The organism is Levilactobacillus tongjiangensis (assembly GCF_003946345.1).
Lineage (GTDB): Bacteria > Bacillota > Bacilli > Lactobacillales > Lactobacillaceae > Levilactobacillus > Levilactobacillus tongjiangensis.
On record NZ_RHNY01000001.1, the window covers coordinates 168,859 to 191,275 of the forward strand.

21 protein-coding genes are annotated in these 22,417 nt (G+C 48.2%); 12 read left to right on the forward strand and 9 right to left on the reverse strand.

Translation table 11 applies throughout. The annotated features are described in order from the left end of the window. The first annotated feature begins 8 nt into the window (after positions 1 to 8). Positions 9 to 872, forward strand: a complete 864-nt coding sequence (locus EKM75_RS00730) for an aldo/keto reductase (RefSeq protein WP_125691184.1) — start codon at positions 9 to 11, stop codon at positions 870 to 872. Here EKM75_RS00730 and EKM75_RS00735 read toward each other — a convergent pair whose 3' ends face one another. Continuing rightward, positions 873 to 1,262 carry a hypothetical protein gene (locus EKM75_RS00735; protein ID WP_125691186.1) on the reverse strand — a complete coding sequence of 130 codons (390 nt, stop codon included), beginning with the start codon at positions 1,260 to 1,262 and terminating at the stop codon, positions 873 to 875. It abuts the gene before it with no gap. Positions 1,263 to 1,834: 572 nt separating this feature from the next. Between EKM75_RS00735 and EKM75_RS00740 the strand changes: the two genes are divergently transcribed. Together EKM75_RS00740 and nhaC are read left to right on the forward strand one after the other, a co-directional pair. Further along, a complete protein-coding gene (locus tag EKM75_RS00740) occupies positions 1,835 to 2,365 on the forward strand; it encodes a GNAT family N-acetyltransferase (RefSeq protein ID WP_125691188.1) in 531 nt (176 codons plus the stop codon). A gap of 356 nt (positions 2,366 to 2,721) precedes the next feature. Next, a complete protein-coding gene (gene nhaC, locus EKM75_RS00745; RefSeq protein WP_125691190.1) occupies positions 2,722 to 4,167 on the forward strand; it encodes a Na+/H+ antiporter NhaC in 1,446 nt (481 codons plus the stop codon). A 29-nt stretch (positions 4,168 to 4,196) separates the two neighbouring features. On the opposite strand, the gene EKM75_RS00750 is transcribed toward nhaC, so the two are convergent. Continuing rightward, the gene (locus EKM75_RS00750) at positions 4,197 to 4,853 is read right to left on the reverse strand and encodes a metal-dependent transcriptional regulator (protein ID WP_125691192.1); all 657 of its coding nucleotides are present in this window, start codon (positions 4,851 to 4,853) and stop codon (positions 4,197 to 4,199) included. 383 nt (positions 4,854 to 5,236) lie between these two features. Here EKM75_RS00750 and EKM75_RS00755 point away from each other — a divergent pair, with 383 nt between their 5' ends. The 4 genes from EKM75_RS00755 to EKM75_RS00770 all read left to right on the forward strand — a co-directional run bounded on the left by EKM75_RS00755 (position 5,237) and on the right by EKM75_RS00770 (position 9,457). Then, the gene (locus tag EKM75_RS00755) at positions 5,237 to 6,823 is read left to right on the forward strand and encodes an Nramp family divalent metal transporter (protein ID WP_125691194.1); all 1,587 of its coding nucleotides are present in this window, start codon (positions 5,237 to 5,239) and stop codon (positions 6,821 to 6,823) included. A 3-nt stretch (positions 6,824 to 6,826) separates the two neighbouring features. Continuing rightward, the gene (locus EKM75_RS00760; protein ID WP_125682976.1) at positions 6,827 to 7,258 is read left to right on the forward strand and encodes a universal stress protein; all 432 of its coding nucleotides are present in this window, start codon (positions 6,827 to 6,829) and stop codon (positions 7,256 to 7,258) included. 192 nt (positions 7,259 to 7,450) lie between these two features. After that, complete coding sequence (locus tag EKM75_RS00765; protein WP_125691196.1) at positions 7,451 to 9,013, forward strand: Nramp family divalent metal transporter; 1,563 nt, start codon at positions 7,451 to 7,453, stop codon at positions 9,011 to 9,013. A gap of 12 nt (positions 9,014 to 9,025) precedes the next feature. Then, positions 9,026 to 9,457, forward strand: coding sequence for a universal stress protein (locus EKM75_RS00770; RefSeq protein ID WP_125682980.1), 432 nt, complete (start codon positions 9,026 to 9,028; stop codon positions 9,455 to 9,457). A gap of 70 nt (positions 9,458 to 9,527) precedes the next feature. On the opposite strand, the gene EKM75_RS00775 is transcribed toward EKM75_RS00770, so the two are convergent. Together EKM75_RS00775 and EKM75_RS00780 are read right to left on the reverse strand one after the other, a co-directional pair. After that, a complete protein-coding gene (locus tag EKM75_RS00775; RefSeq protein ID WP_125691198.1) occupies positions 9,528 to 10,514 on the reverse strand; it encodes a GMP reductase in 987 nt (328 codons plus the stop codon). 27 nt (positions 10,515 to 10,541) lie between these two features. Then, positions 10,542 to 11,828 (reverse strand): adenylosuccinate synthase, encoded by a 1,287-nt coding sequence (locus EKM75_RS00780; RefSeq protein ID WP_125691200.1) that lies wholly within the window; start codon positions 11,826 to 11,828, stop codon positions 10,542 to 10,544. A gap of 274 nt (positions 11,829 to 12,102) precedes the next feature. On the opposite strand from EKM75_RS00780, the gene purB reads away from it, so the two are divergent. Next, positions 12,103 to 13,401, forward strand: coding sequence for an adenylosuccinate lyase (purB, locus tag EKM75_RS00785; RefSeq protein WP_125691202.1), 1,299 nt, complete (start codon positions 12,103 to 12,105; stop codon positions 13,399 to 13,401). Between the two features lie 376 nt (positions 13,402 to 13,777). Here purB and EKM75_RS00790 read toward each other — a convergent pair whose 3' ends face one another. Both EKM75_RS00790 and EKM75_RS00795 read right to left on the reverse strand, forming a co-directional pair. Further along, complete coding sequence (locus tag EKM75_RS00790) at positions 13,778 to 14,710, reverse strand: alpha/beta hydrolase (protein ID WP_125691204.1); 933 nt, start codon at positions 14,708 to 14,710, stop codon at positions 13,778 to 13,780. Positions 14,711 to 14,781: 71 nt separating this feature from the next. Then, positions 14,782 to 15,582 (reverse strand): tyrosine-protein phosphatase, encoded by an 801-nt coding sequence (locus tag EKM75_RS00795; RefSeq protein WP_125691206.1) that lies wholly within the window; start codon positions 15,580 to 15,582, stop codon positions 14,782 to 14,784. A 164-nt stretch (positions 15,583 to 15,746) separates the two neighbouring features. On the opposite strand from EKM75_RS00795, the gene EKM75_RS00800 reads away from it, so the two are divergent. Both EKM75_RS00800 and EKM75_RS00805 read left to right on the forward strand, forming a co-directional pair. Continuing rightward, on the forward strand, positions 15,747 to 16,634 hold the full coding sequence (locus EKM75_RS00800; RefSeq protein ID WP_125691208.1) for an alpha/beta hydrolase fold domain-containing protein: 888 nt from the start codon (positions 15,747 to 15,749) through the stop codon (positions 16,632 to 16,634). A gap of 256 nt (positions 16,635 to 16,890) precedes the next feature. Beyond that, complete coding sequence (locus EKM75_RS00805; RefSeq protein ID WP_125691210.1) at positions 16,891 to 18,735, forward strand: S53 family peptidase; 1,845 nt, start codon at positions 16,891 to 16,893, stop codon at positions 18,733 to 18,735. Between the two features lie 148 nt (positions 18,736 to 18,883). Here EKM75_RS00805 and EKM75_RS00810 read toward each other — a convergent pair whose 3' ends face one another. The 3 genes from EKM75_RS00810 to EKM75_RS00820 form a co-directional block, all read right to left on the reverse strand. Further along, complete coding sequence (locus tag EKM75_RS00810; RefSeq protein ID WP_125691212.1) at positions 18,884 to 19,486, reverse strand: hypothetical protein; 603 nt, start codon at positions 19,484 to 19,486, stop codon at positions 18,884 to 18,886. A gap of 170 nt (positions 19,487 to 19,656) precedes the next feature. Continuing rightward, positions 19,657 to 20,313, reverse strand: coding sequence for a hypothetical protein (locus EKM75_RS00815; protein ID WP_125691214.1), 657 nt, complete (start codon positions 20,311 to 20,313; stop codon positions 19,657 to 19,659). A gap of 76 nt (positions 20,314 to 20,389) precedes the next feature. Continuing rightward, a complete protein-coding gene (locus EKM75_RS00820) occupies positions 20,390 to 21,124 on the reverse strand; it encodes a gamma-glutamyl-gamma-aminobutyrate hydrolase family protein (protein WP_125691216.1) in 735 nt (244 codons plus the stop codon). A gap of 160 nt (positions 21,125 to 21,284) precedes the next feature. On the opposite strand from EKM75_RS00820, the gene EKM75_RS00825 reads away from it, so the two are divergent. Both EKM75_RS00825 and EKM75_RS00830 read left to right on the forward strand, forming a co-directional pair. Continuing rightward, positions 21,285 to 21,530 carry a hypothetical protein gene (locus EKM75_RS00825; protein ID WP_125683000.1) on the forward strand — a complete coding sequence of 82 codons (246 nt, stop codon included), beginning with the start codon at positions 21,285 to 21,287 and terminating at the stop codon, positions 21,528 to 21,530. Positions 21,531 to 21,748: 218 nt separating this feature from the next. Then, positions 21,749 to 22,297 (forward strand): endonuclease III domain-containing protein, encoded by a 549-nt coding sequence (locus EKM75_RS00830; protein ID WP_225426616.1) that lies wholly within the window; start codon positions 21,749 to 21,751, stop codon positions 22,295 to 22,297. Positions 22,298 to 22,417 lie beyond the last annotated feature (120 nt).

Genomic DNA, 22,417 nt, shown 5'->3' on the forward strand with positions numbered 1-22,417 from the left:
TTTTTATTTTGCATAATGATATTCCTGCATTACCGTTAAATAATGGCAACCGGATTCCCCAACTCGGTTTAGGGGTCTTCCAAGTTGATAACGCTGAAGATACCAAGAACGCGATTAAATGGGCTTTGGCAGCTGGGTACCGTCACATTGATACGGCCGCATACTACGGCAATGAGCAGTGGGTCGGTGAAGCTATTCGTGAGAGTGGCCTCAAGCGTGAGGACGTCTTTGTGACCTCTAAGCTGTGGAACAGTGAACGTGGTTATGATGAGACGAAGGCAGCCTTCCAAGCAACGTTGGACCGTTTAGGATTTGATTACCTGGATATGTTTTTGATCCATTGGCCAGCTCCTGGTTACGTTGACAGCTGGAAAGCAATGGAAGACCTTTACAAAGAAGGTAAAATCAAGAACATTGGGGTGTCTAACTTCAATCAGAAGCAGATGGATGAGATTTTGAAAGCAGGGACGGTTAAGCCAGTCGTTGACCAGATCGAAACGCACCCATACTTCCAACAAGACGAGATGCACGCTTACCTTGAAAGCAAGGGCATCTTGCATGAAGCCTGGAGTCCACTTGGTGGTGGGAACAACAACGCCTTGAGTGATCCAGTAATCAATGAATTAGCCGCTGCGCATGACGTTAGCGCTGCTCAAATCATTTTACGTTGGCACGTTCAACGAGAAGAAATTGTGATTCCAAAGTCCATTCATGAGGCGCGGGTTCAACAGAACCGCGATATCTTTGCCTTTGGATTGAATCAAGATGAAATGCGAGCCATTGCGAACCTTGATGCCGGCAAACGGGTGGGTCCAGACCCAGACGATGCCGCCTGGTTAAAGAAGTCACAGACCTACAGTAGCCGCAAGTAATTAGCGGTACGGTGGAATGTCTTTGGCCGTTGCCTGGGGTGCCAACTGATCGGTTAATGTGTTTACAACCGTAATGGGTATCCGGGCAAACGGACTGAAGAAGTGAGGATGATCTGGGTCAGGAACGTCCTGAGTCTCCTTAAGTTTAGGTACCAATGCAACTAGGTCTTCCTTGTGAAGACCTAGTTTTTTTGCGTAATAGACGACTTCGCGGTAACTAAAATTTTTAAAATAGAAGTAGTAGCAGAGTCCAGCAACTACGAAATACCAAAAAATCGTCCATTCTAGGCCAATGGTACTAGGGTTGAGGAACCCGATGAAGATTGCGGCCACGACAAAGATGAGATAAAGCCCGATGGAAAGAGCGGCCCAACGCTGTTTATGCGTCAAATGTAGCACCTCGTTCTGTTTAGATTTGTGCTCCTAGTGTACGTGGTTTGGTTGGGAAAATTCAAGCTATTTCGTTAAATCTTCCCCGAAAGTTTAGACATTACCCGCCAGTCGTGTATAATAACACGGTATTATCTAGTTTGAGCGTAATATGCGCCTTACCGGGCGGGTCTGTAGGTGCTGGAACGCCATGGACACGGCTTTGAGCCAAAGAGCGGTCTCAAAGTCCGACCTTTCTCTAACCTGAGAAGACCACTCAGCTAAGAGAAATTTCATGGCTGAGCACCTACAGACCCGCCCTCACGGCTGAAGTTAGCTTAGACCAGATAGCTGGGTTGACGTCGATGTTAGCCGTGAGGGCGAGAAAAATAGGCTCAGCCGTGGCACTGCCTTAGCACGGTGGTTTTCCGTGGTTAGGCAGAACCGAGTTTCGAGACCGCTCTTTGGCTCGAAATCGCGTTCACAGCGTTCTAGCCTATTCTTCTCGCCCGGCAAGGCGGCCAACCCAAGCAGCCAACCCAAGACCAAGAACAATGATGAAGTCAATCGCGAAGAAATGAGAGGTAGACAAAGTGAGTTTAAGTTTTGAAACGATTCAGCCGGCCGACTACGAACAGGTCGACCAGATCGTCAAGAGTGCTTTCGCTGCTATTGAAGAAAGCGACGGCGATGAGGTACCTCTGATACACCGATTGCGAGCAACGTACGACTACCAACCTAGCTTGGAAGTGGTCGCCAAGACCGATTTAACGACGGTGGTCGGCCATGGGTTACTGACCCCCGTTACTGTCCGGGGAAGTCGCCACAATGCAACTATCGTGGCTTTAGCACCCCTGGCCGTGGCGCCTGACCAACAGGGCCAAGCCATCGGAAGTCAATTACTGAGTGAATTAGAGACTCGGGCCCGGCTAGCTGGATTTACAGCGGTCAGCGTGGTGGGGGATATGAACTTCTACGGGAGTCGCGGTTACGTGATGGCCGAAGATTTTTCAATTCATAATTCACTGCCAGTACCGATGGGAAGCAACTTGATCAAACCGTTGACAGCTGGGGCTTTAGCTCACGTTGGTGGGATGATCGAATACCCAGCCTCATTTAAATAAAAATTAGATTAGAGGTTGACGAGGTTTTCTCATCGTGCTATTATCAAATCAATCAAATAACGAACGCTAATTTCCATTTCCAAGTAGCGTGTCATCTGTGTGTCAGAAAGTCGGTGGTTGCTGCGAACCGATCAGGGTGATTACGACGAAATACAGTGGAATGTCCTGGTACGCCAGGCGGATAATTACTAGAGCCGTTACCATCTAGAGAGTGGAGTTGCTGGGTCTAGAACCAGTGGCTCAAGTTGGGTGGTACCACGGTTTAAGTCTAATCGTCCCTGTTGCATAGTTGCAGCGGGGACGATTTTTTTGTACATAACTTGGCGAAGATAAGATAAAAAGAGGAGCGTTTTGATATGAAAGAAGAACAACCAAAGAAAAATTGGCGGTCAGTACATTTTGGCGAAGCCATTACCATTTTATTAGCAATGTTAGTCATTATGGGTTTTGGGGTTATCAAATTCGGGTTATCACCAATGACCCCCGTGTTACTGGTTATCGCGTTAGTCATTCTGTGGGCCAAGCTTCGTGGCGCTGAATGGGATGACATTCACGGTGGCATTATTGAAGGAATTAAAACCGGTATTATTCCCATCTTCATCTTTATTTTAATCGGGGCGTTGATCAGTGTTTGGATCGCCGCTGGAATCATTCCTTCTATGATGGTCTTCGGGTTTCATTTAATCTCTGCACAGTGGTTCGTTCCTTCCGTATTCCTAGTTTGTGCTATTATCGGGACGTCCATTGGGAGTGCCTTTACCATCATCTCAACTATCGGAATTGCCCTCTTCGGCATGGGGACCACGATGGGCTTCAACCCAGCCTTAGTTGCTGGGGCCATCATCTCCGGTGCTATCTTCGGTGATAAGACGTCACCACTTTCTGATTCAACTAACCTGGCTTCGGCCATCGCTGAATCTGAATTGTTTGCCCACATTAAGAACCTGATGTGGTCCACGATTCCCGCTTTCTTGGTTTCCTTAGTTCTGTACTTCATCCTGGGCACCGGTGCCTCTGACACCAACGCTTTAGGTAAAATCAATGCGACGTTGGCGACGTTAAACGGCCACTTTAGTATTACTTGGTGGGCAGCTTTACCATTAGTTATTATGCTGGTTTGTGCTTGGCGGAAAGTTCCTGCAATCGCAACCTTGTTGATCAACATTGGTTTGGCTATCGTCATGATTTTTATTGAAAAGCCTTCAACATCTCTGAGTAGTATCGCTACAATGATTGAATCTGGCTTTGTTTCTAAGACTGGTAACGCTAGTGTAGATGCTTTGCTGACTCGTGGTGGGATCAGCGCCATGATGTCCACTGTTTCTCTGATTATCCTGACGTTGACTTTAGGTGGTTTGTTGATGAAGTTCAACATCATTCAAACGGCCATGGTACCGTTAGCTAAGCGTCTGAAGAGTTCTGGCTCATTAGTTACCGCTGCTATCCTGTCTGGGATTGGCGTGAACGTCTTCGTTGGTGAACAGTACTTATCCGTTATCTTACCTGGGAAAGCCTTCAAACAAACCTTCAACGACCGTGGCTTGGACAACTTGGCCTTGAGCCGGGTCCTTGAAGATGGTGGGACCGTTATCAACTACTTGGTTCCATGGGGGGTTGCCGCCGTGTTCGCTGCCAACACGTTAGGCGTTTCTACGTTGGCATACCTGCCATTCTGTTTCTTCAGTCTCTTATCGCCAATCTTCTCCATCCTCAGTGGTTTCACTGGTATTGGGTTGAAGCGCCTGCCTTCTAGTGAAGACAGTAGTGCTACGGCGGCAACGATGGCGGCTGATGGCCGTTAATCAATAATTTTATAAAAAAATCCAGCACCTTAGAGGTGTTGGATTTTTTTTGTGTAAATGTAGTCCGCGGCGTTGAGGTTTAGCGTAATTTCCCGGTGTTGTGGCAATTCCAAATACAACAGATTCAAGTTACGGTCACATTTGGTAATTGTCACGGGAACGTCCAATGGCAACGCAATCTCTTGCAGGTAGTCCACCAAGTCGGCTGTTTCTAAGTAACTTTGACAAATGACTTGCTGGCCGGTCACCACGTCACTGAGGCGGGTGATATGGGTGTCATCCAGGACGTGACAGGGCGCCAGAATGCCGCCAAAGGGGCTACGTTCTGGTCGGCCAAGATAAGAATTAAGGGCAGCGGCGGTTGCCGGTGTCAGTGTGTCTGCCATGGCCCAGGCCTGAGCCGGAACCTCTGATAAAGGCAATTTCAATTGTTGTGTTAAGAAAACCTCACAAAGCCGGTAGTTATGTAGTAGTTGGCAAGCGAGGTGGCGCCCTCGGTCGGTGAGGGTGACCCCAGTGTAGCGACGGCGGTCGACCAATTCGTCACGTTGTAGTAGTCGCGTGGTTTCAGTCACAGTGGCGGGTGAAACATTGGCGAAGTGGCGAATCTGTTTGTTGCTGACTCGTGGCCGAGCATAACTGCACTCAGCAATGATTTTTAAATATGAATGACGCTGGTGTTGCATCTAATCAACTCCCCAGTAAGACCAGAAAATGTTAATCTCCCCTAAAAAAATGTTTTTCCAACTAAAAGTTTACCTGTAAGTGGCAGTCGTTGCAAGTTATCTTTTTCTAACCATAATTTTGGTGACTAATTGTGCGTACTTTTAGAAAGTAAATGCCGTAGACTGGGCATTCTTTCACTGATTTAAAATTATTTTTGAATAAATCTTCGGGTATTTTGGTCAGTGAAATGATGACTGGACTAGCAGTGATGAAAGCGCTTAAAATACTAAAGCTAAAATTAACTTAGGCGTATTAAAGAGTTAAGTGCCCCTAAAAAAGTGTTTGATTTAGCAAAACATTGGGTTACAATGGGTCTTGTAGGAAATAGAAGGGGGTCTTCGTTTTGAGTGATACACCAAAGAAGCACAAACTCATTGAGTACGCCAACGGGCGCTCACTTGAAGAGATTAACGGTACGGTTAAAGTACCCAAGGGGAAAGGGTTCTGGAAAACATTATTTATGTATTCCGGGCCTGGCGCGTTAGTTGCGGTTGGTTACATGGATCCAGGTAACTGGTCAACGTCCATCACTGGTGGGCAAAATTTCCAATATCTATTAATGTCGATTATCTTGATCTCAAGTTTGATCGCGATGTTGTTGCAATACATGGCGGCTAAACTTGGTATCGTGAGTCAGATGGATTTGGCCCAAGCTATTCGGGCCCGGACAAGTAAGTCCTTGGGAATTGTCTTATGGATCATGACAGAATTTGCGATTATGGCCACGGATATTGCGGAAGTTATTGGGGCGGCGATTGCCCTGTATCTGCTCTTCCACATTCCATTGATTGTTGCGGTATTTATTACGGTATTAGATGTTTTGCTATTATTACTGCTGACTAAGATTGGTTTCCGGAAAATTGAAGCCATCGTAGTTTGTCTGATTCTGGTTATCTTAGTGGTCTTTGCCTACGAAGTGGCATTGTCTAATCCCGATTGGGGTGGCGTGATTGGCGGTTTAGTGCCAAGCGCTAAGACGATTTCTTCGACACCACAGGTTGGTGGTCAAACCCCAATCAGTGGGGCATTAGGAATTATTGGGGCCACGGTCATGCCACATAACCTTTACCTGCATTCAGCGATTTCGCAAACCCGGGAAATCGACCACAATGATGAAGAGGATGTTGCACGTACAGTTAAGTTCACCAGCTGGGATTCCAACATTCAGTTGACCTTAGCCTTCTTCGTCAATGCTTTACTGTTGGTCATGGGGGTTGCTGTGTTCAAGAGTGGTTCCGTGAAGGACCCATCGTTCTTCGGCCTGTTCCAAGCCTTATCCGATACGAGCACCATGAGTAACGGTGTCCTGGCTGGAGTAGCTAAAACAGGAATTCTATCAACACTGTTTGCCGTTGCCTTACTGGCTTCTGGGCAAAACTCAACTATCACAGGGACTTTGACGGGTCAAGTTATCATGGAAGGTTTCGTTCACATGCGGATGCCACTGTGGTTACGGCGGTTAGTCACCCGATTGATTTCTGTGATTCCAGTTCTGATTTGTGTGATGTTAACGAGTGGCAAGAGTGCGATTGCTGAACACGAAGCTTTGAACGACTTAATGAACAACTCGCAAGTCTTTCTGGCATTTGCGTTACCTTTCTCCATGCTGCCGTTGTTGCTAATGACGGATAGCAAGTTGGAAATGGGTAAGCGGTTCAAGAACACTCTGTGGGTCAAGATTCTAGGCTGGATTTCTGTGTTAGCCCTGACCTACCTGAACCTGATTAATATGCCAGCGTCCATTCAAGGCTTTTATGGAGATGCGATTACAGCTGGTCAAAAGGTTTTCGCAAACAATTTGGCCTATGTCTTGGATGCTGCAATCATTGCTATGTTGATCTGGACGGTTCTTGAGTTACACCGTGGTAGTAAGCGGGTTGCCGCTCAGCTCCGTGCTGAACAGGACGCAACCACGAAAGAGGAGGCCTAAGCGATGGCAACGACTTTTAAGCGGATTTTAGTGGGGGTCGATGATTCGGCGGACGCCTTATTAGCCTTTGATTACGCGATTCACCAGGCAAAGAAGGACGATGCTGAACTGGTCATTGTCTCCGTCTTGGAAAATGATGAAATGAACGTGTACCAAGCATTAGACAGTGATTACATCCATGGGGAGCGGGATGCACTGAAGGAACACGTTAAAACGTATCAACAACAGGCTGAAGAGGCAGGCGTTACCAAGGTTAAGGTGATCATCGCTGAGGGGGAACCTGGTGAAACAATCGTGAAGAATGTGATTCCTCACGTTGAACCGGATTTACTAGTGATTGGTTCGATTGCCAAGAAGGGTGTTAGCCGGCATTTTGGGAGTCAGGCCGCCTACATGGCCAAGTACGCCAAAATTTCGGTTATGGTAGTCCGTTAAACATTACGAAAGTAAAATGACTTATCCGAAGTCGGTCAAGCTGGAAGTCCAGCCTGGCCGGCTTTTTGCGACCGATTGTTTGGTGGCACCGAAAAAATTTTCAAATGGGACGGCAAACGGTACTTTTCGTGAGCGACTAGCCTTACACTTGCCGTGGCTCAGGTAAGGTGGGTCGTTAGGGGGAGTGATTGGATGGACAAGGAAAAGAAACACAAGCTGATTGAGTATGCTAACGGACGGTCGCTGGAAGAGATCAATGGCACGGTTAAGGTTCCCAAAGATCTAGGATTCTGGAAAACATTGTTTGCTTATTCAGGACCTGGTGCGTTGGTTGCCGTGGGGTATATGGATCCTGGAAACTGGTCAACTTCCATTACTGGTGGTCAAAACTTTCAATATTTGTTGATGTCTGTCATCTTGATGTCAAGTTTGATTGCGATGCTCTTACAGTACATGGCAGCTAAACTTGGCATCGTGAGTCAGATGGATTTGGCCCAAGCTATTCGGGCGCGGACCAGTAAATCATTAGGGGTAGTTCTGTGGTTACTCACAGAGTTAGCCATTATGGCGACGGATATTGCTGAAGTCATTGGCGCGGCAATTGCGTTGTACCTACTCTTTCACATTCCATTGGTCATTGCCGTCTTTATCACGGTGTTTGATGTCCTGTTGCTTTTACTCTTAACGAAGGTGGGGTTCCGCAAGATTGAAGCCATTGTTGTTTGTTTGATCATGGTGATTCTGTTCGTTTTCGTTTATCAAGTTGCACTATCCAAGCCAGACTGGTTGGGGGTGGTCAAAGGACTGATCCCAACGACTAAAACTTTTTCCACGGGTACGCAGGTCAGTGGGATGACGCCGTTGAACGGAGCATTGGGCATCATTGGTGCGACCGTCATGCCACATAACTTATACTTGCATTCTGCTATTTCTCAAACCCGGTCGATCGATCATGATGATGAGGACGATGTGGCGCGGACGGTTAAATTTGCAGGACTGGATTCAAATATTCAGTTGACCTTTGCTTTCTTCGTCAATGCTTTACTCCTAATCATGGGGGTCGCGGTCTTCAAGACTGGTGCAGTCAAGGACCCCTCGTTCTTCGGGCTGTTCCACGCGTTGTCAGATACCAGTACCATGAGCAACGGGTTATTGAGCAGCGTTGCACGGACCGGTGTTTTATCTACGCTGTTCGCGGTGGCCTTGCTAGCTTCCGGGCAAAATTCCACAATTACTGGGACGTTATCTGGGCAAGTTATTATGGAGGGTTTCGTTCACATGCGAATGCCATTGTGGCTGCGGCGGTTGGTGACCCGGCTATTATCCGTAATTCCTGTCTTGATCTGTGTCATGTTGACCAGTGGGAAGAGCGACATTGCTGAACACGAGGCCCTCAACGACTTAATGAACAACTCACAAGTTTTTCTGGCGTTTGCGTTGCCCTTCTCGATGTTACCGTTGCTGATGATGACGGATAGCAAGTTAGAGATGGGGGAACGGTTCAAGAATTCCTGGTGGCTAAAGATTCTGGGATGGTTCTCCGTCATTAGTTTGACGTTTTTGAATATGGAAGGCTTGCCGGGCCAGGTCCAAGGCTTTTTCGGGAGCAATGTGACGGGCGACAAGCTGCTGCTTGCCAATAGTATTGCGTACGGCTTGATTTTTGCAGTGTTGGCGTTGTTAACGTGGACGGTCGTTGATTTACACCGCGGTAATCGGCGGTTGGCGGCAGCCAAAGCTAAGGATTCAGAGTAGGGGGAAGGATACATGCCAACAACTTTCAAAAGGATTTTAGTTGGGGTGGATGATTCGGCGGACGCCTTACTAGCATTTGATTACGCGATTCATCAAGCAGTTCGGGATGAGGCGGAGCTAGTGATTGTGTCTGTCCTAGAAAATGAAACGATGAGTGTCTATCAAGTTTTGGACAATGACTACATTCATGGCGAATATGATGAATTGAAGGCGCACATTCAACGTTACCAGCAACAGGCTCGTGATGCCGGGGTTAAGCATGTGCGGATGATGATTGCGGAGGGTGAGCCCGGTGAAACGATCGTTAAGGATGTGATTCCCCAGGTGCAGCCAGATATTTTGGTGGTCGGATCGATTGCTAAGAAGGGTGTCAGTCGACACTTTGGCAGTCAGGCGGCCTACATGGCCAAATACGCACCCGTTTCGGTATTAGTTGTTCGGTAGTTTTATTAGAATAGAAAAAACACGTCGTAAAAATCAGGTTACCTGATTTTCACGGCGTGTTTTTGTTTAATTAATAACTATCGCCATTCAAGATGGAACTCTTAACGATGACGTAGTCGACCGTTCGAATATCCAAGAGATTACGACCGCCCGCGTAGGAAATAGAAGATTGTAAGTCCTCTTTCATAGCGTTGAGCGTGTTCGCAATATCACCACGGAATGGGACCAACATTTGCTTACCTTCGACGTTACGGTAGGCGCCCTTTTGTTTCTCAGAGGCGGAACCCCAGTATTGCTTGAAGGTCCGACCGTCGATGGTCAGTAAGCTATCAGGGGATTGTTCGTGACCGGCCAGCATTGAACCAATCATGACCATGCTAGCGCCAAATCGAACTGACTTAGCGATGTCCCCGTTATACCGGATACCACCGTCGGCAATGATTGGCTTGCGGGCAGCTTTGGCACATAGCCGTAAGGCAGCTAGTTGCCAACCACCGGTCCCGAAGCCGGTCTTGAGCTTCGTGATGCAGGCCTTACCAGGACCAATACCAACTTTAGTAGCGTCGGCACCAGCATTTTCCAGTTCACGGACAGCTTCGGGGGTGCCGACGTTACCGGCAATAACGAAGCTGTCTGGCAGGTGCGTTTTGATTTGCTTAATCATGCGAATCACGGCGTCACTGTGGCCGTGAGCAATGTCGATGGTAATGTATTCTGGCACCAAGTTAGCGGTGGCCAGCTCTTCAATGAAAGCTTGTTCATCGGGTTTGACCCCAACACTAATGGATGCAAAGAGTGATTTTTCATGCATCCGTTCGATAAATCCGCGCCGTTCTTCAGGTTGGAAGCGGTGCATCACGTAAAAGTAATCGTGTTGCGCCAGCCAAATAGCCAGCGGTTCATTGATTACCGTTTCCATGTTGGCTGGTACTACTGGAATTTTAAACCGGTGAGGGCCAAATTCAATGCTGGTATCAGCTTCACTACGGCTTTCAATGATACATTTATTGGGAATTAATTGGATGTCTTCGTAATCAAATACTTCAGCAGGATGCATGTGGGTCACTCCTTGTACTTAGTTAGGTTAGGCGTTCCAGACGTCTTGTAAGATGTTGGTTTGTTCCCGGTCAGGACCGACGGAAAGAGTAGCCAGATCAACGCCGACTAATTCAGCCAAACGCTTCACGTAGTTTTGTGCGTTAACGGGCAGTTCCTCAACGGAATGACAGTGGGTGATATCTTCCGTCCAGCCAGGGAATTCTTCGTAGATTGGTTGGCAAGCGTCCAAGTCGACCAAACTAGCTGGGTAATGATAGATGGTTTCGCCGTTTAATTCGTAAGCGGTACATAGCTTCAAGGTCTTTAACCCGGTTAAAACGTCTAAACAGTTCAATGAAAGACTAGTTAAACCGGAAACCCGCTTGGCGTGACGAAGGACAACGCTATCGAACCAGCCGATTCGGCGAGGCCGTTTCGTAACCGTTCCGTATTCATGACCAACTTCGCGAATCGTATCGCCAATTTCGTCAAATAATTCAGTTGGAAATGGGCCGTCACCAACTCGGGATGTGTAAGCCTTGCAAACACCGACAACGTGGTCGATCTTGGTAGGGCCAACACCGGAGCCGATGGTAACACCACCTGCAACTGGGTTGGATGATGTGACGAATGGGTACGTTCCGTGGTCGATATCAAGCATGACCCCTTGAGCACCTTCAAAGAGGACGTTCTTACCGGCGTCGATGGCATCGTTGATGACAACGGAAGTGTCGGTAACGTGGCCTTTGATTTGTTGCCCTAAGGCGTAGTATTTATTGAAGACTTCGTCAAAGTCTAAAGGTTCTTCATCATATAATTTGGTTAAAACATTGTTCTTTTCGATTAAGTTTTGGCGCAGCTTGTCAGCAAAGATATCGTGGTCCAATAAGTCGGCCACCCGAATACCAATTCGTTCGGCCTTGTCCATATAGGCAGGGCCGATACCCTTGTTCGTAGTCCCAATCTTGTTTTCCTTGGCCTTTTCTTGCGCCTGATCTAACAGGATGTGATAAGGCAAGATGACGTGGGCACGGTTAGAGATTCGTAAATTATCGGTTGCGACGCCATGTTCGTTAAGGTAGGCCAGTTCTTCAATTAAAGATTCTGGATTTAAGACGACACCGTTACCAATCACACTAGTCTTGTCGGCGTAGAAGATCCCTGAAGGAATCAAGCGTAACTTGAACGTCTGACCATTAAAGACGATGGTATGACCGGCATTGTCACCACCTTGGTAGCGGGCAATGACATCAGCCTTCTCACTCAGAAAATCCGTGATCTTTCCTTTACCTTCATCGCCCCATTGACTACCAACTACTACTGTTGATGACATTGCAAACACCTCATCGTTATTATTTGCTAGGCCGAACGCCCAGCAGAAATAAGTGTATCAAGTTCGGGTGGGAAAAGCAAGCAAAAAACGAAGAATTATTTATTTATGTTAAGTTAAAGTTCTTTTAATTAAGGGAAACAACTAATTATATAAAGATATAAAGGTGAAATAACTAGCTAAAGTGGGATATTCTGTGATATGATTATCTGTGGAGAAAAAACGAATAAAGTCTTTAATGTTCGGGTTTTACCTGAATTCACGGGAGGAAAACACTATGTTAGAGCGCTATACCCGACCAGAGATGGGCAGAATCTGGTCCCTTGAGAATCAATACCAGTCCTGGTTAGCTGTTGAAATTGCCATTGATGAAGCTTGGGCGCAGTTAGGCGAAGTGCCAGTTGCAGATGTTCAAAAAATCCGGGAGAATGCTAAATTTGACGTTGCGCGCATTGCTGAAATTGAAGCTGTGACCCACCATGATATTGTAGCCTTCACGCGTAATGTTTCTGAGTCCCTGGGCGCTGAACGTAAGTGGATTCACTTTGGTGTGACGAGTACCGACGTGGTCGACACGGCTCAGGGGTACCGACTGAAGCAAGCTAATGCAGTCTTACGTCAGGACTTGGTTGCCATCATCGCGACGTTAAAACGATTAGCTCTTCAGTATAAAGAGACAGTCATGATTGGTCGGACACATGGTATTCAAGCGGAACCTACGACATTTGGGTTAAAGTTAGCTCGTTTCTACGCTGAAATGCAACGCAACCTAGACCGGTTTGACCGGGTTGCTGCGGCCGTTGAGACTGGGAAAATTAGTGGGGCCGTGGGGACGTTTGCTAACGTGCCACCAGAAGTTGAAGCGTTCGTTTGCGACCAGTTAGGTATCAGTGCGCAGCCAGTTGCTAGTCAGGTGTTGCCACGAGATCTACATGCCGATTATATTGCCACGTTGGCCCTGATTGGGACCGGTGTTGAAAATATTGCGACGGAGATTCGGAGTTTGCAGCGTTCGGAAATTCATGAAGTGGAAGAACATTTCAACCCTGGTCAGAAGGGCTCCAGTGCTATGCCACACAAACGCAATCCGATTGGTTCGGAGAACGTTACGGGATTGGCGCGGGTGCTACGAGGTACCATGGTCACCGCGTACGAAGACGTAAGCCTTTGGCATGAACGAGATATTTCTCATTCATCTGCTGAACGGATGATTTTACCGGAAAGTACGACGTTGTTGGATTACATGCTGCATCGGATGAACAGCATTCTCAGCAACTTGGATGTCTTTCCAGAAACGATGAAAGCCAATATGGGACGAACCTATGGGTTGATCTACAGTCAACGGTTGTTGCTTAAACTGATTGAATCAGGGCTGAGTCGTGAAGCCGCGTATGATTTGGTTCAGCCGTTAACAGCTCAGGCGTGGGATGAACAAAAGCAATTTCGGCCGTTGGTTGAAGCCAAGCCAGAAATTACGGATCGCTTGACTCCCGAACAGATCGCCGATGCCTTTGACTATCACTACCATTTACGCCGGGTTGATTTCATCTTTCAACGACTGGGGTTAACGAAGTAGAGACGTTTCTTTTTTTGAACCGTAACGCAAAAAAATCGCACCGTTCTTAGGGAAGAACGGTGCGATTTCTTTTCATGAGGAGTGCGTTCACATAAGGGGGGTGCGAACGCAGTTTAGAGGAGTTGGTTAGGCTTGAGGGAACCTAACCAGGGAATGATTCTCTTAGGGGGAGAGAATCTAAAAGGGGATTGGATATAGATTTTGATTAGTAATAGTTATTAGCTAATTACTATGGTTATTACTATACCCGGAGATTGTGAATAGAAAAGGTCAAAAGCCGTGACGACTTTTTGATAAATTGGTAAAGAAAAAATAAAGTGTGAAGATTCTTCGAATACGTCCCAAATACCGTTAAGTTAGGCTTAAGGTTACTTAGTTAGTTGAAGTAAGTTTGTAAAAATTCTTCAACGTGTTGCTGATAACGAGTCGGATTGATCCAGAAACTTTCGGCGTGTGAAGCGTTTTTCACAATCCAAAGTTGCTTAGGCGCGTGTGTAGCCGCGTAATTTTCGTAGGCCATACCAACCGGCACGTAGACGTCCTTTTCGCCGTGAATGAAAAGGATGGGGCGTTTGTTCTTTTTCAGCTGGTCGGTAGCAGTTACATCGCCGAGATAGTAGCCTAGCCGGCGCTTGGAAATGGTGCTAACTAACGGTTCGATTGGATACTTTGGAAGGTGGAACTGCCGTTTTAACAGGTAGGTCAATTCAGCCTCAATGCTGGAGTACCCACAGTCAGCGATGATTTCTTTGACTTGTGGGGGTAAACTTTCACCGGATAACATTTCCATGGTTGCGCCCCCCATGCTGACACCAAACATAAGGATTTTCACGTCAGCGTTGGCGCGGTCGATGACCTGTTGAATCCATTGGAGGTAGTCCAGTCGGTCCAACCAGCCAAAACTAATGTACTTGCCGGCGCTCTCACCGTGGCCCCGGTCGTCTGGTAAGAGGACGTTAAAGCCCAAACGGTGGTACATTTGGGCAAAGTTCGCCATGGTTTCACCGTTACCCTTGTAACCGTGAGAAATGATGACAGTCTTGTCGCTGGGGGTTTCAGCGGGAATGTATTCTGCGACCATCCGATTTTGTGGGTCATGTTCGTGCAGGTACCATTTTTCCTTGTCGACGTGTTGGAACCAGTCGACATACGCGTAGTAGGCGTCAGCGTATTTTTGTTTGTCAGCCGAAGTTTCGGGAACGTAGTTGACCCGCTTAAAGGCAAAGCTGAATAAGCGTTCGCTGGCAATCAATGAGGTGGCCGCAATCCCAAGTAGGGGGAGGGTCCAGGTCAGCGTTTTTTTCTTCATCGTTAATCAGGTCCTTTCGAATTATTGTTAAAAAACCAGACTGCCCGCTAACACGGTTAGTCTGGCACGGACTAGGCGTCCAAATAAAGTTGTTTTAAATTAGTTAAGTCGCTGTGGGATAAACCTAAGACATCCTTCAGGTAGTCTTGCGTGCCACCGTACTGCGTATTGATAATTTTGTTGGCAGCATCGAAGTAATCGTTGCTAACGGAGTACAGGGCCCGAATGTTCGAAGCAAAGGCCTCACCGTAGCCCTTCTTTAAGGCATCCGTAGTAACCAGCTTAATGTGCTCTGCTGAAGTTTCATTCGTCATCAGATAGTCTTGACGAATCGTCTGGGGGTCAACTCCCAACGCACTCAACACAAAGAAGGCGCCCATCCCGGTACGGTCCTTACCAGCTGTACAGTGGAACAACACGGATTGTTGGTCATCCTCGTTCGCCAGTAACGTCGCAAAGAAGTCGTGGTAAGCACTCTGCGCTGAATCTAAGGTCACCATTTGGCGGTAGACGTCGACCATGTGATCGTGACCAGCGTGACCATCACTAGAAAAGCGTTTCTGTAAATCAGCCTCGCTGGCCGAAGCATCCGTCTGGTCATCTGCGGGGAAAACCGGGAGAAAATGGTACGTGACGCCTGCTGGCACGCGGTCTGGCGACTGAGCCTGTTCGTCCTTAGAACGGAAATCGACGTCGGCCACGACACCGTAATTACTTAGCATTTGTTGATCTTCCGGGGTGAGCTCAGCCAACCCAGCGGTCCGCAACAACTTGTGCCACTTGACCGTGTGCCCGTCAATCGTCCGGTAGCCGCCAAGCTCCCGAAAATTCCGACCGCCAGTCACATTTAAAATTCGTTGGTTGTCTGTCATTCGTTTTACCACCCTTTCAGTCATAAGTTGTTACCCTTTCTATTTTACCGGTTTTCCAGAAAATTACCTAGCAATTGGTTTAAGAAGGGGCGTTTTCGGCAAAAAGGCTGTATACTGTCAATTAAGAGTGAGAATTGTAGAAGGCAAAAGATAGGGTGATAGTCGTGAGTTTGCGTGGGAAATGGTTACTTTTCAAGACCCAGCATAGTCAACTTAAGCAACAGATCCAGCAAGCGTTTTTACAGCCTAGTCGGCAAAACCGGGCCGTAGTCCCCGAAAAGTTCCCAGCCAATATGGTGACTAAGGAACGCGAGGTCTTCGGTGGGCGGTTGTTGACCGTGGCCTCGGGTGCGCCATTACCGCAACACGTGTTGCTATTTCACGGTGGGGCGTACACCATGCAGGGAATCGACAGTCACCGTAAATTAATGGAAACGTTGGTCGATCAAGCTAACCTCAGAATCACATATGTAGATTATCCGTTGGTTCCGGAGGCAACTGTGGATGATACGCTGGTGTTTGCGATGAATAGTTATAGCTATTTGCGGGCCCAGTATCCCGACGACCAATTCTTTTTAATGGGTGACTCTGCCGGTGGTGGTTTGGCACTTTCGTTGTTACAACAGCTGAAGGAACACCAAGAACCGCTTCCTGCCGGGACTATTTTGATTTCGCCGTGGACGGACTTGAGTATGATGAATCCGGATTTGAAGACTGCTGCCAAGCACGATCCATATTTAACGCTAGCCACGTTAAAGAAAATTGGGTTTGCGTACGCTGGTGATCATCCAGTGACGGATCCGCTGGTGAGTCCCATCTATGGGAATTTTGATAATTTAGGACCGATTCAATTGTATTTTGGTGCTAATGAACTACTAGCTGCCGATGATGAACGGCTGCTGCAAAAACTTAAAGCAGCTGAAGGAACGCCCATCAAGGCCCGCCGGTTGAAGTCGATGCTTCACGATTATATTTTGTGGAATAAATTACCAGAATCCAAACGAACGTTGAAGGAAGTTAAGCAGTTTATTTTAACGGGAGACTTGGATTAGGCGGGGTTGCAGGACCATCTATCCTGGAAACTGTTTGATGTAAATAAGGAACCAGTAGGCCGGGTCGAATGACACGGCCTTTTTTGGCGTACATTAAGAGGGAGATAATAGTGACGACCAACTAGTTCTGCGCCTCAACAACTGTCGTAGCATTCGTCTTTGTTAACCCGTCTAATTTATCGGTAACCAACCAGTAATTCCCCATTCTTTTTGTGGCCAACGGCGTATAATATGAACATACGAAGGGGATGGATTCATGAAAATACGTTTAATTGTGGCTAGCCTAGTAGTTGGGCTGTTGGGGGTTACAGGCGCGCAAGCCAGTGCAGCACAGACAACGTCGCTGGCCACACCATATCGGGAGAGCTCGTTAACTGGGCTTAAAAATGTTAAACAGGTCGCTAAGGGGAAAACGGTGACGTTGGACTTGGTATTGAAGACGCGTAACGCCAACAAGCTAACGTCGACAGCCTTAGCCGTTAATACGCCAGGGAATTCGCAATTTCAGCAATTCCTAACACCGAGCACATTTCGGTCTAAGTTTGGTCAATCAGCTAGCACGACCAAACGCCTGACAACTTACTTCAAGGCCCGGCATCTGAAGGTCGTCACGTTTAATGATGGCTTAGTGATGCAGCTGAAGGGGTCAGCTGCCGCGATTGATGCTACGTTCGCGACTAAGCTAAAGACGGCGAGCTATCACGGCAAAAAACTGCAATATTCTAAGAAGACGCCGCGATTACCAAAGAACGTGGCGCAACCCATTGAAGCGGTCATCGGTATTACCAATTTGGTTAAACTCACGGGTCTATCGGAACCTGGGAGCACGGCGAGCGATGGACCGACGGCGGATGGCGCGCCCAAGAACTTTCTTTCGCAGTATCATGCCACAGACTTGGCCGCCAACAATCAGGGCCAGGGTCAAACCATTGGTATCATTAGCTTTAGCAAGGTGAAAACGGCTGATATCACTCATTTCTGGTCAGAAGAGGGTGTTGCGACTTCCGCCAACCGCATCAGTGTGAAGTCGACTGGCGGGATGAATGTTTGGGGAAACGTTGATCCAGGTAACGCCGAAACTTCGCTGGATGTCGAGCAGGCCGGCGCGCTGGCACCGAAGGCCAAAATTCGGGTCTACACCGCGTCACTTAGTGATGTTGGGTGGATCAACGCCTTTGCTAGCGCCTTTGGTGAAAATAAGGCGAGTACCCTCTCTCTGAGCTGGGGCCTGTCCGAAGGTGTTCTCCAGAGTCTCAGTAAGTATCACTTGTTAACGCCGTTATACGGAAGCATCATGAGCACGCTACTATCTCAGGGAGCGACGCAAGGGGTGTCAACCTTTGCGGCTTCTGGGGACAGTGGTGCCTACGGAGAAGAACTAGCGGCTAACGGTGACGTAAACGAGGGAATCTACGCCAACTTCCCAGCCAGCAACCCGTGGGTCACGGCGACTGGTGGAACGACGTTGCCATTTTCTGGAGACTTGCAGAACGGTAATCACGTCACCGTTAAGCAAGAACGAACTTGGGGTGGCGATGCGTTATTTAATGCGTACCATCGTGATCCGGACTTCTTTAAAGAAAACTCGGACGCCATGGATACGCTGCAGAGTGGTAGTGGCGGCGGGATTTCTACGCTGTATGGCACACCGAAGTATCAACAAGGGGTTTCGGGGGTCAACACTTACAATGCCCGGCAGTACCTGTCTGCTAGTGGCTTGCCTCGGCTGAATCCTAAATTGATTCAAGGCCATCAGAGTGGTCGAAACTTCCCAGACGTTGTGGCCGATGCCGACCCACTTACGGGCTATGATTCTTACACCTCCAGTGATGGCTGGCAAGTCATTGGGGGAACCAGCGTTGTGGCACCGCAGTTTGCAGCCATGACGGCTCTAATGAATGGAAGTCGGACGCACCGGATGGGCCTGTGGAACCCGCAGCTCTATGCCTTGGCGCAAACATCTGAGTCACCGTTTACCCAACTGGATGCGACGACCAATAACAGTAATCTGTTCTACGTGGGCCAGCCTGGTAAGACTTACAATCAAGCTGCCGGTTTGGGTACCGTGAACTTTGACGAGTTAGCACACGTTTTCCAATAAAAAATAGAGTGGGCTAGAGGGCGTTAAGCGAAGCTAGCTGCCGTCTAGCGCACGTTTCAGCAATATAGATTTGAATATGAAAAAATGGCCTGGGAGCTTATTCCAGGCCATTTTTGATTTTGTAGTTGCTTAAGTGTTGCCGAGTCATTTATTTGTAGACGATGCTGTAATCGCCTGAATCCTTTTGATGGGGAAAGTCGGTACCAGTGAAAGCGTTGGTGGGCATCCACGTGGTCAAGTCCTCATAGCTGTAATTTTTCGTTGATTTAGTTTTGATCTGCCGGCTAGCCGTCTTGCTGTCGGTCATGATGCTGGCAATTTTACTGGATTTTTTGACGGGAATCAGATAGGCGTTGGCACCACCAGCTGGGACCTTGCTGTAAACGGCGTAGACTGGAATCTTCTTCTGATGAAATCTGTAATTAAAGACGTAACGTTTGGTCCGGGGGTTAACCTTGACCTTTACCTGGTCGGTATCGTTTAGGTCAGTATTGCCAAATTGCGTGGCAATCTTGGGTTCATAACTTAGTTTGGATTGCTTAAGTGCCAGTTGAACGACCGCCTTACCACTGGAAACACCCGCTGGTAAGGGATTGGCTTGCTTATGGTGGGTGGTGATATTCATGCCCAGAGCGAATAACAAAAATAAGATGCCGACCCAAATTTGCCAGCCTTTACGTGGTTGGCGTAGGTTGGTCCAGATTAAGAGGATCCCCCAAGCGATGAAGAACCAAGTGACAAATGAATTCATAAGTAGCCGACCTTTCCGTAGCTGAATTGATTAGTTAAAAGTTTGTCCATTGCTAGCTTAAGTCAGACTAGGTCAATCTACAATACCAGGTTTAGCCGTTGTGAGTAGAATGGTTACAGCCATCAAAAAAGGTTCGAGCCAGTTGGCTCGAACCTCCTTAACAATTAAAATTAGACATCCACGTGATGTTTTAAAGACGGAAAGACGTGGTAGTCCGCCCAAGCCATAACAATACCTTGAGTGACTAGCGCCCAAATTGTCCCGAAACCGATGGCGTTTAGCTCACCAGTGAAGATGTAGGACAAAATAATAATGGTGACCGGTGGGACGTAGCTGGCCCACTGCGCGATGACGGCGGAACCGTGTAGGAACCGGAAACGCAGGATGTAGGCCACGTCGTCATTGGGATGCATGATGACGTTACAGCGCTGGTAGATGGACACGGCGAAGGCCACGCCAATCAGCCCAATGATGTCAACGATGACCCGGCCCGTCAGGTTCAACTTGCCCACACCCACCCAGTTCCAGAAGTACCCGATCCATTCGACCAGGTAACTGAAGGGGATGATGTAGAGAATGTTGGAGACGAACCGTTTGCGGTCGAATCGCCCAAGCAACAGCTGGTTCATCAAGGTGATGACGACCCCGTAAACGAACATGGTTGTTCCTAGGGGCACGTGAATCCAGTTTGCCAGGTTCACAGATGAACCGGTCCACACCGCACTCCCGAGATTGGTCGAGATGGTGAGGGCGTTAGCGGCGGAATTAAGTAAAATGGAGAACGTCAAAAAACGCATCCGTTGCCCGAAGTCCTTCATTTTCGCCACTACCGTTCACCTCTTCATTAGTCTATTTTCTAGTTTAGCCGAATGACGAGGGAAGTAAAAGACCTTTACGTTAATTTTACACTTCCGGGGTCCGAGCGGCGGCTCGGTTCACAAAGTTTTCAAAAATTTGCCGTGACTCTTCGTGGTGTTTGTACATGTTTTCAGGGTGCCACTGCACAGCGACAATTTGGTCGCTGTTTCTGGACTCCAAGGCTTCAATGACCTCGTCGTCTGCTTGCGCCGTAATCGCCAGGGATGGCGCCACTTGGTTAACAGCCTGGTGGTGTCGGGAGTTCACGTAGGGACGGACACCAGTCAGTTTGGCCAGCGTACTGCCGGGCACAACGGTGATGTGGTGGCTGGGTTGGTTGCCTGCTGCGGCCTGACTGTGTTTGATTTCAGCAGTTGGGTCTTCACTGAGATCTTGATACAAGGTACCGCCCAAGCCGACGTTGATCAACTGGAGGCCCCGGCAGATACCCAGGATGGCCTTGTTGGCAGCGACTGATTGCTTAAGTAATTCAATTTCAAAGAGGTCGCGCTTCCGGTAGGTTTTGCCCAAACGCAGGTGAGGTTCCTGACCGAAAAAGGTGGGATCGACGTCAAAACCGCCAAGGAAGGCAATGCCGTCAAAAAGGGGCAGGTAGTCGGCAACGTCTTCGGGGTCCACGCTAGGCAAAATGACGGGAAGCCCGCCAGCCTTCACGATGGCTTCGATGACGGGACGGGGCGCGAAGGCCGCGTTTCGTTCGTTGATAATGTTGGTTGCTTCGTCGAGTGTGTCGGCGGGTAAGGCAATTCGTGGGCGCATAGCGTCGCTTCCTTTCAGTGCTATTTATCGACTAGTATACCCACTCCCACGGTTATTTGTCACGAAGCCGAGAAAATAGATATGATGAAATAGTTAACAAATTAAGGATTTAATTCTATAGTAAGGTAGTAGACTAATAAATTTAAGCGAGGTAGACATGATGACAGAACGGCAAGTGATTCAAGAAATTTTGAATTCCGAAGCGTTGGAATACAGCTTTGAAAACGTCGATGAGGATTCTAAGGAATACACGCTTTTGTTGAAGCGGCAGGAACAAGATGTACGCTCGGTCGATGAATTGAACAATGAAATCAAGAAATACTTCCAGAGTGCTGACTTTGATTATCAAGAAGAATTGAACCCTGAAGGCGACGCCGATATTCGATTGGTTATCAAGCGTAACTAGTTCAACAAGCAACAAGCGTGAGCTAAGTAGTCGCTGTTTTCTACTGGCACACGAGACATAGGGGTTGAGCCGTCTGCTCAGCTCCTTTTTGTAACCTTAATTTTAGGAGGACGGTTGGAATGACGATTGAAGAATTGTACCGCACAATGGCGAAGCAGATGGGGCCGCAACCGTGGCTCAAACCAGGGACCCCGTGGGCCGAAACTCCGGTGTAAATCATGCTGGGCGCCATCCTGGTACAAAACACCAACTGGCGAAACGTTGAGCCGTCCCTGATCAATTTGAAACGGGAAACGGGCTTTGATCCCGCACAAATCCGCCAACTCACGCCCGAGACGTTGGTACCACTAATCAAGACCAGTGGGTTCTACCAGCGGAAGGGGGCCGCGATTTTAGCCTTGGCCGACTGGCTTGGTCAGGCTGCTGATGACCTGGTCGCACTCAAGCAGCGGGATGGGGCCAGCTTACGGCACGACCTGCTGGGAATCACTGGCATCGGCAACGAAACGGCTGATTATATTTTGATGTACACTCTCGACCACGGGACGTTCATGGTCGACACCTATGCACGGCGATTATTTGCGTGGCTGGGAGCGACCATGCCGAAGACTTATCCGGCGTTTCAGAAACAAGTCTTGGCCCGATTCTCACTGGAATTGGCGGACTACCAAGAATTTCACGCGTTGATCGATGAGTTTGGCAAGCAAGTTAAGTCCGAAGAAGACTTCGCCCAGTCCTTTTTGGCCGGGCAGCGACTGACGCTGTAAACCTTAAGAAATTCACAAACCACCGGTGGGGCGAAACAAATTCTGGCCGCAACATCAGCGAGCGTGCTATGATAAGTGCATTAAGTTTGGAACCGCTTCCGTTCGCGAAGCAAAGACTTG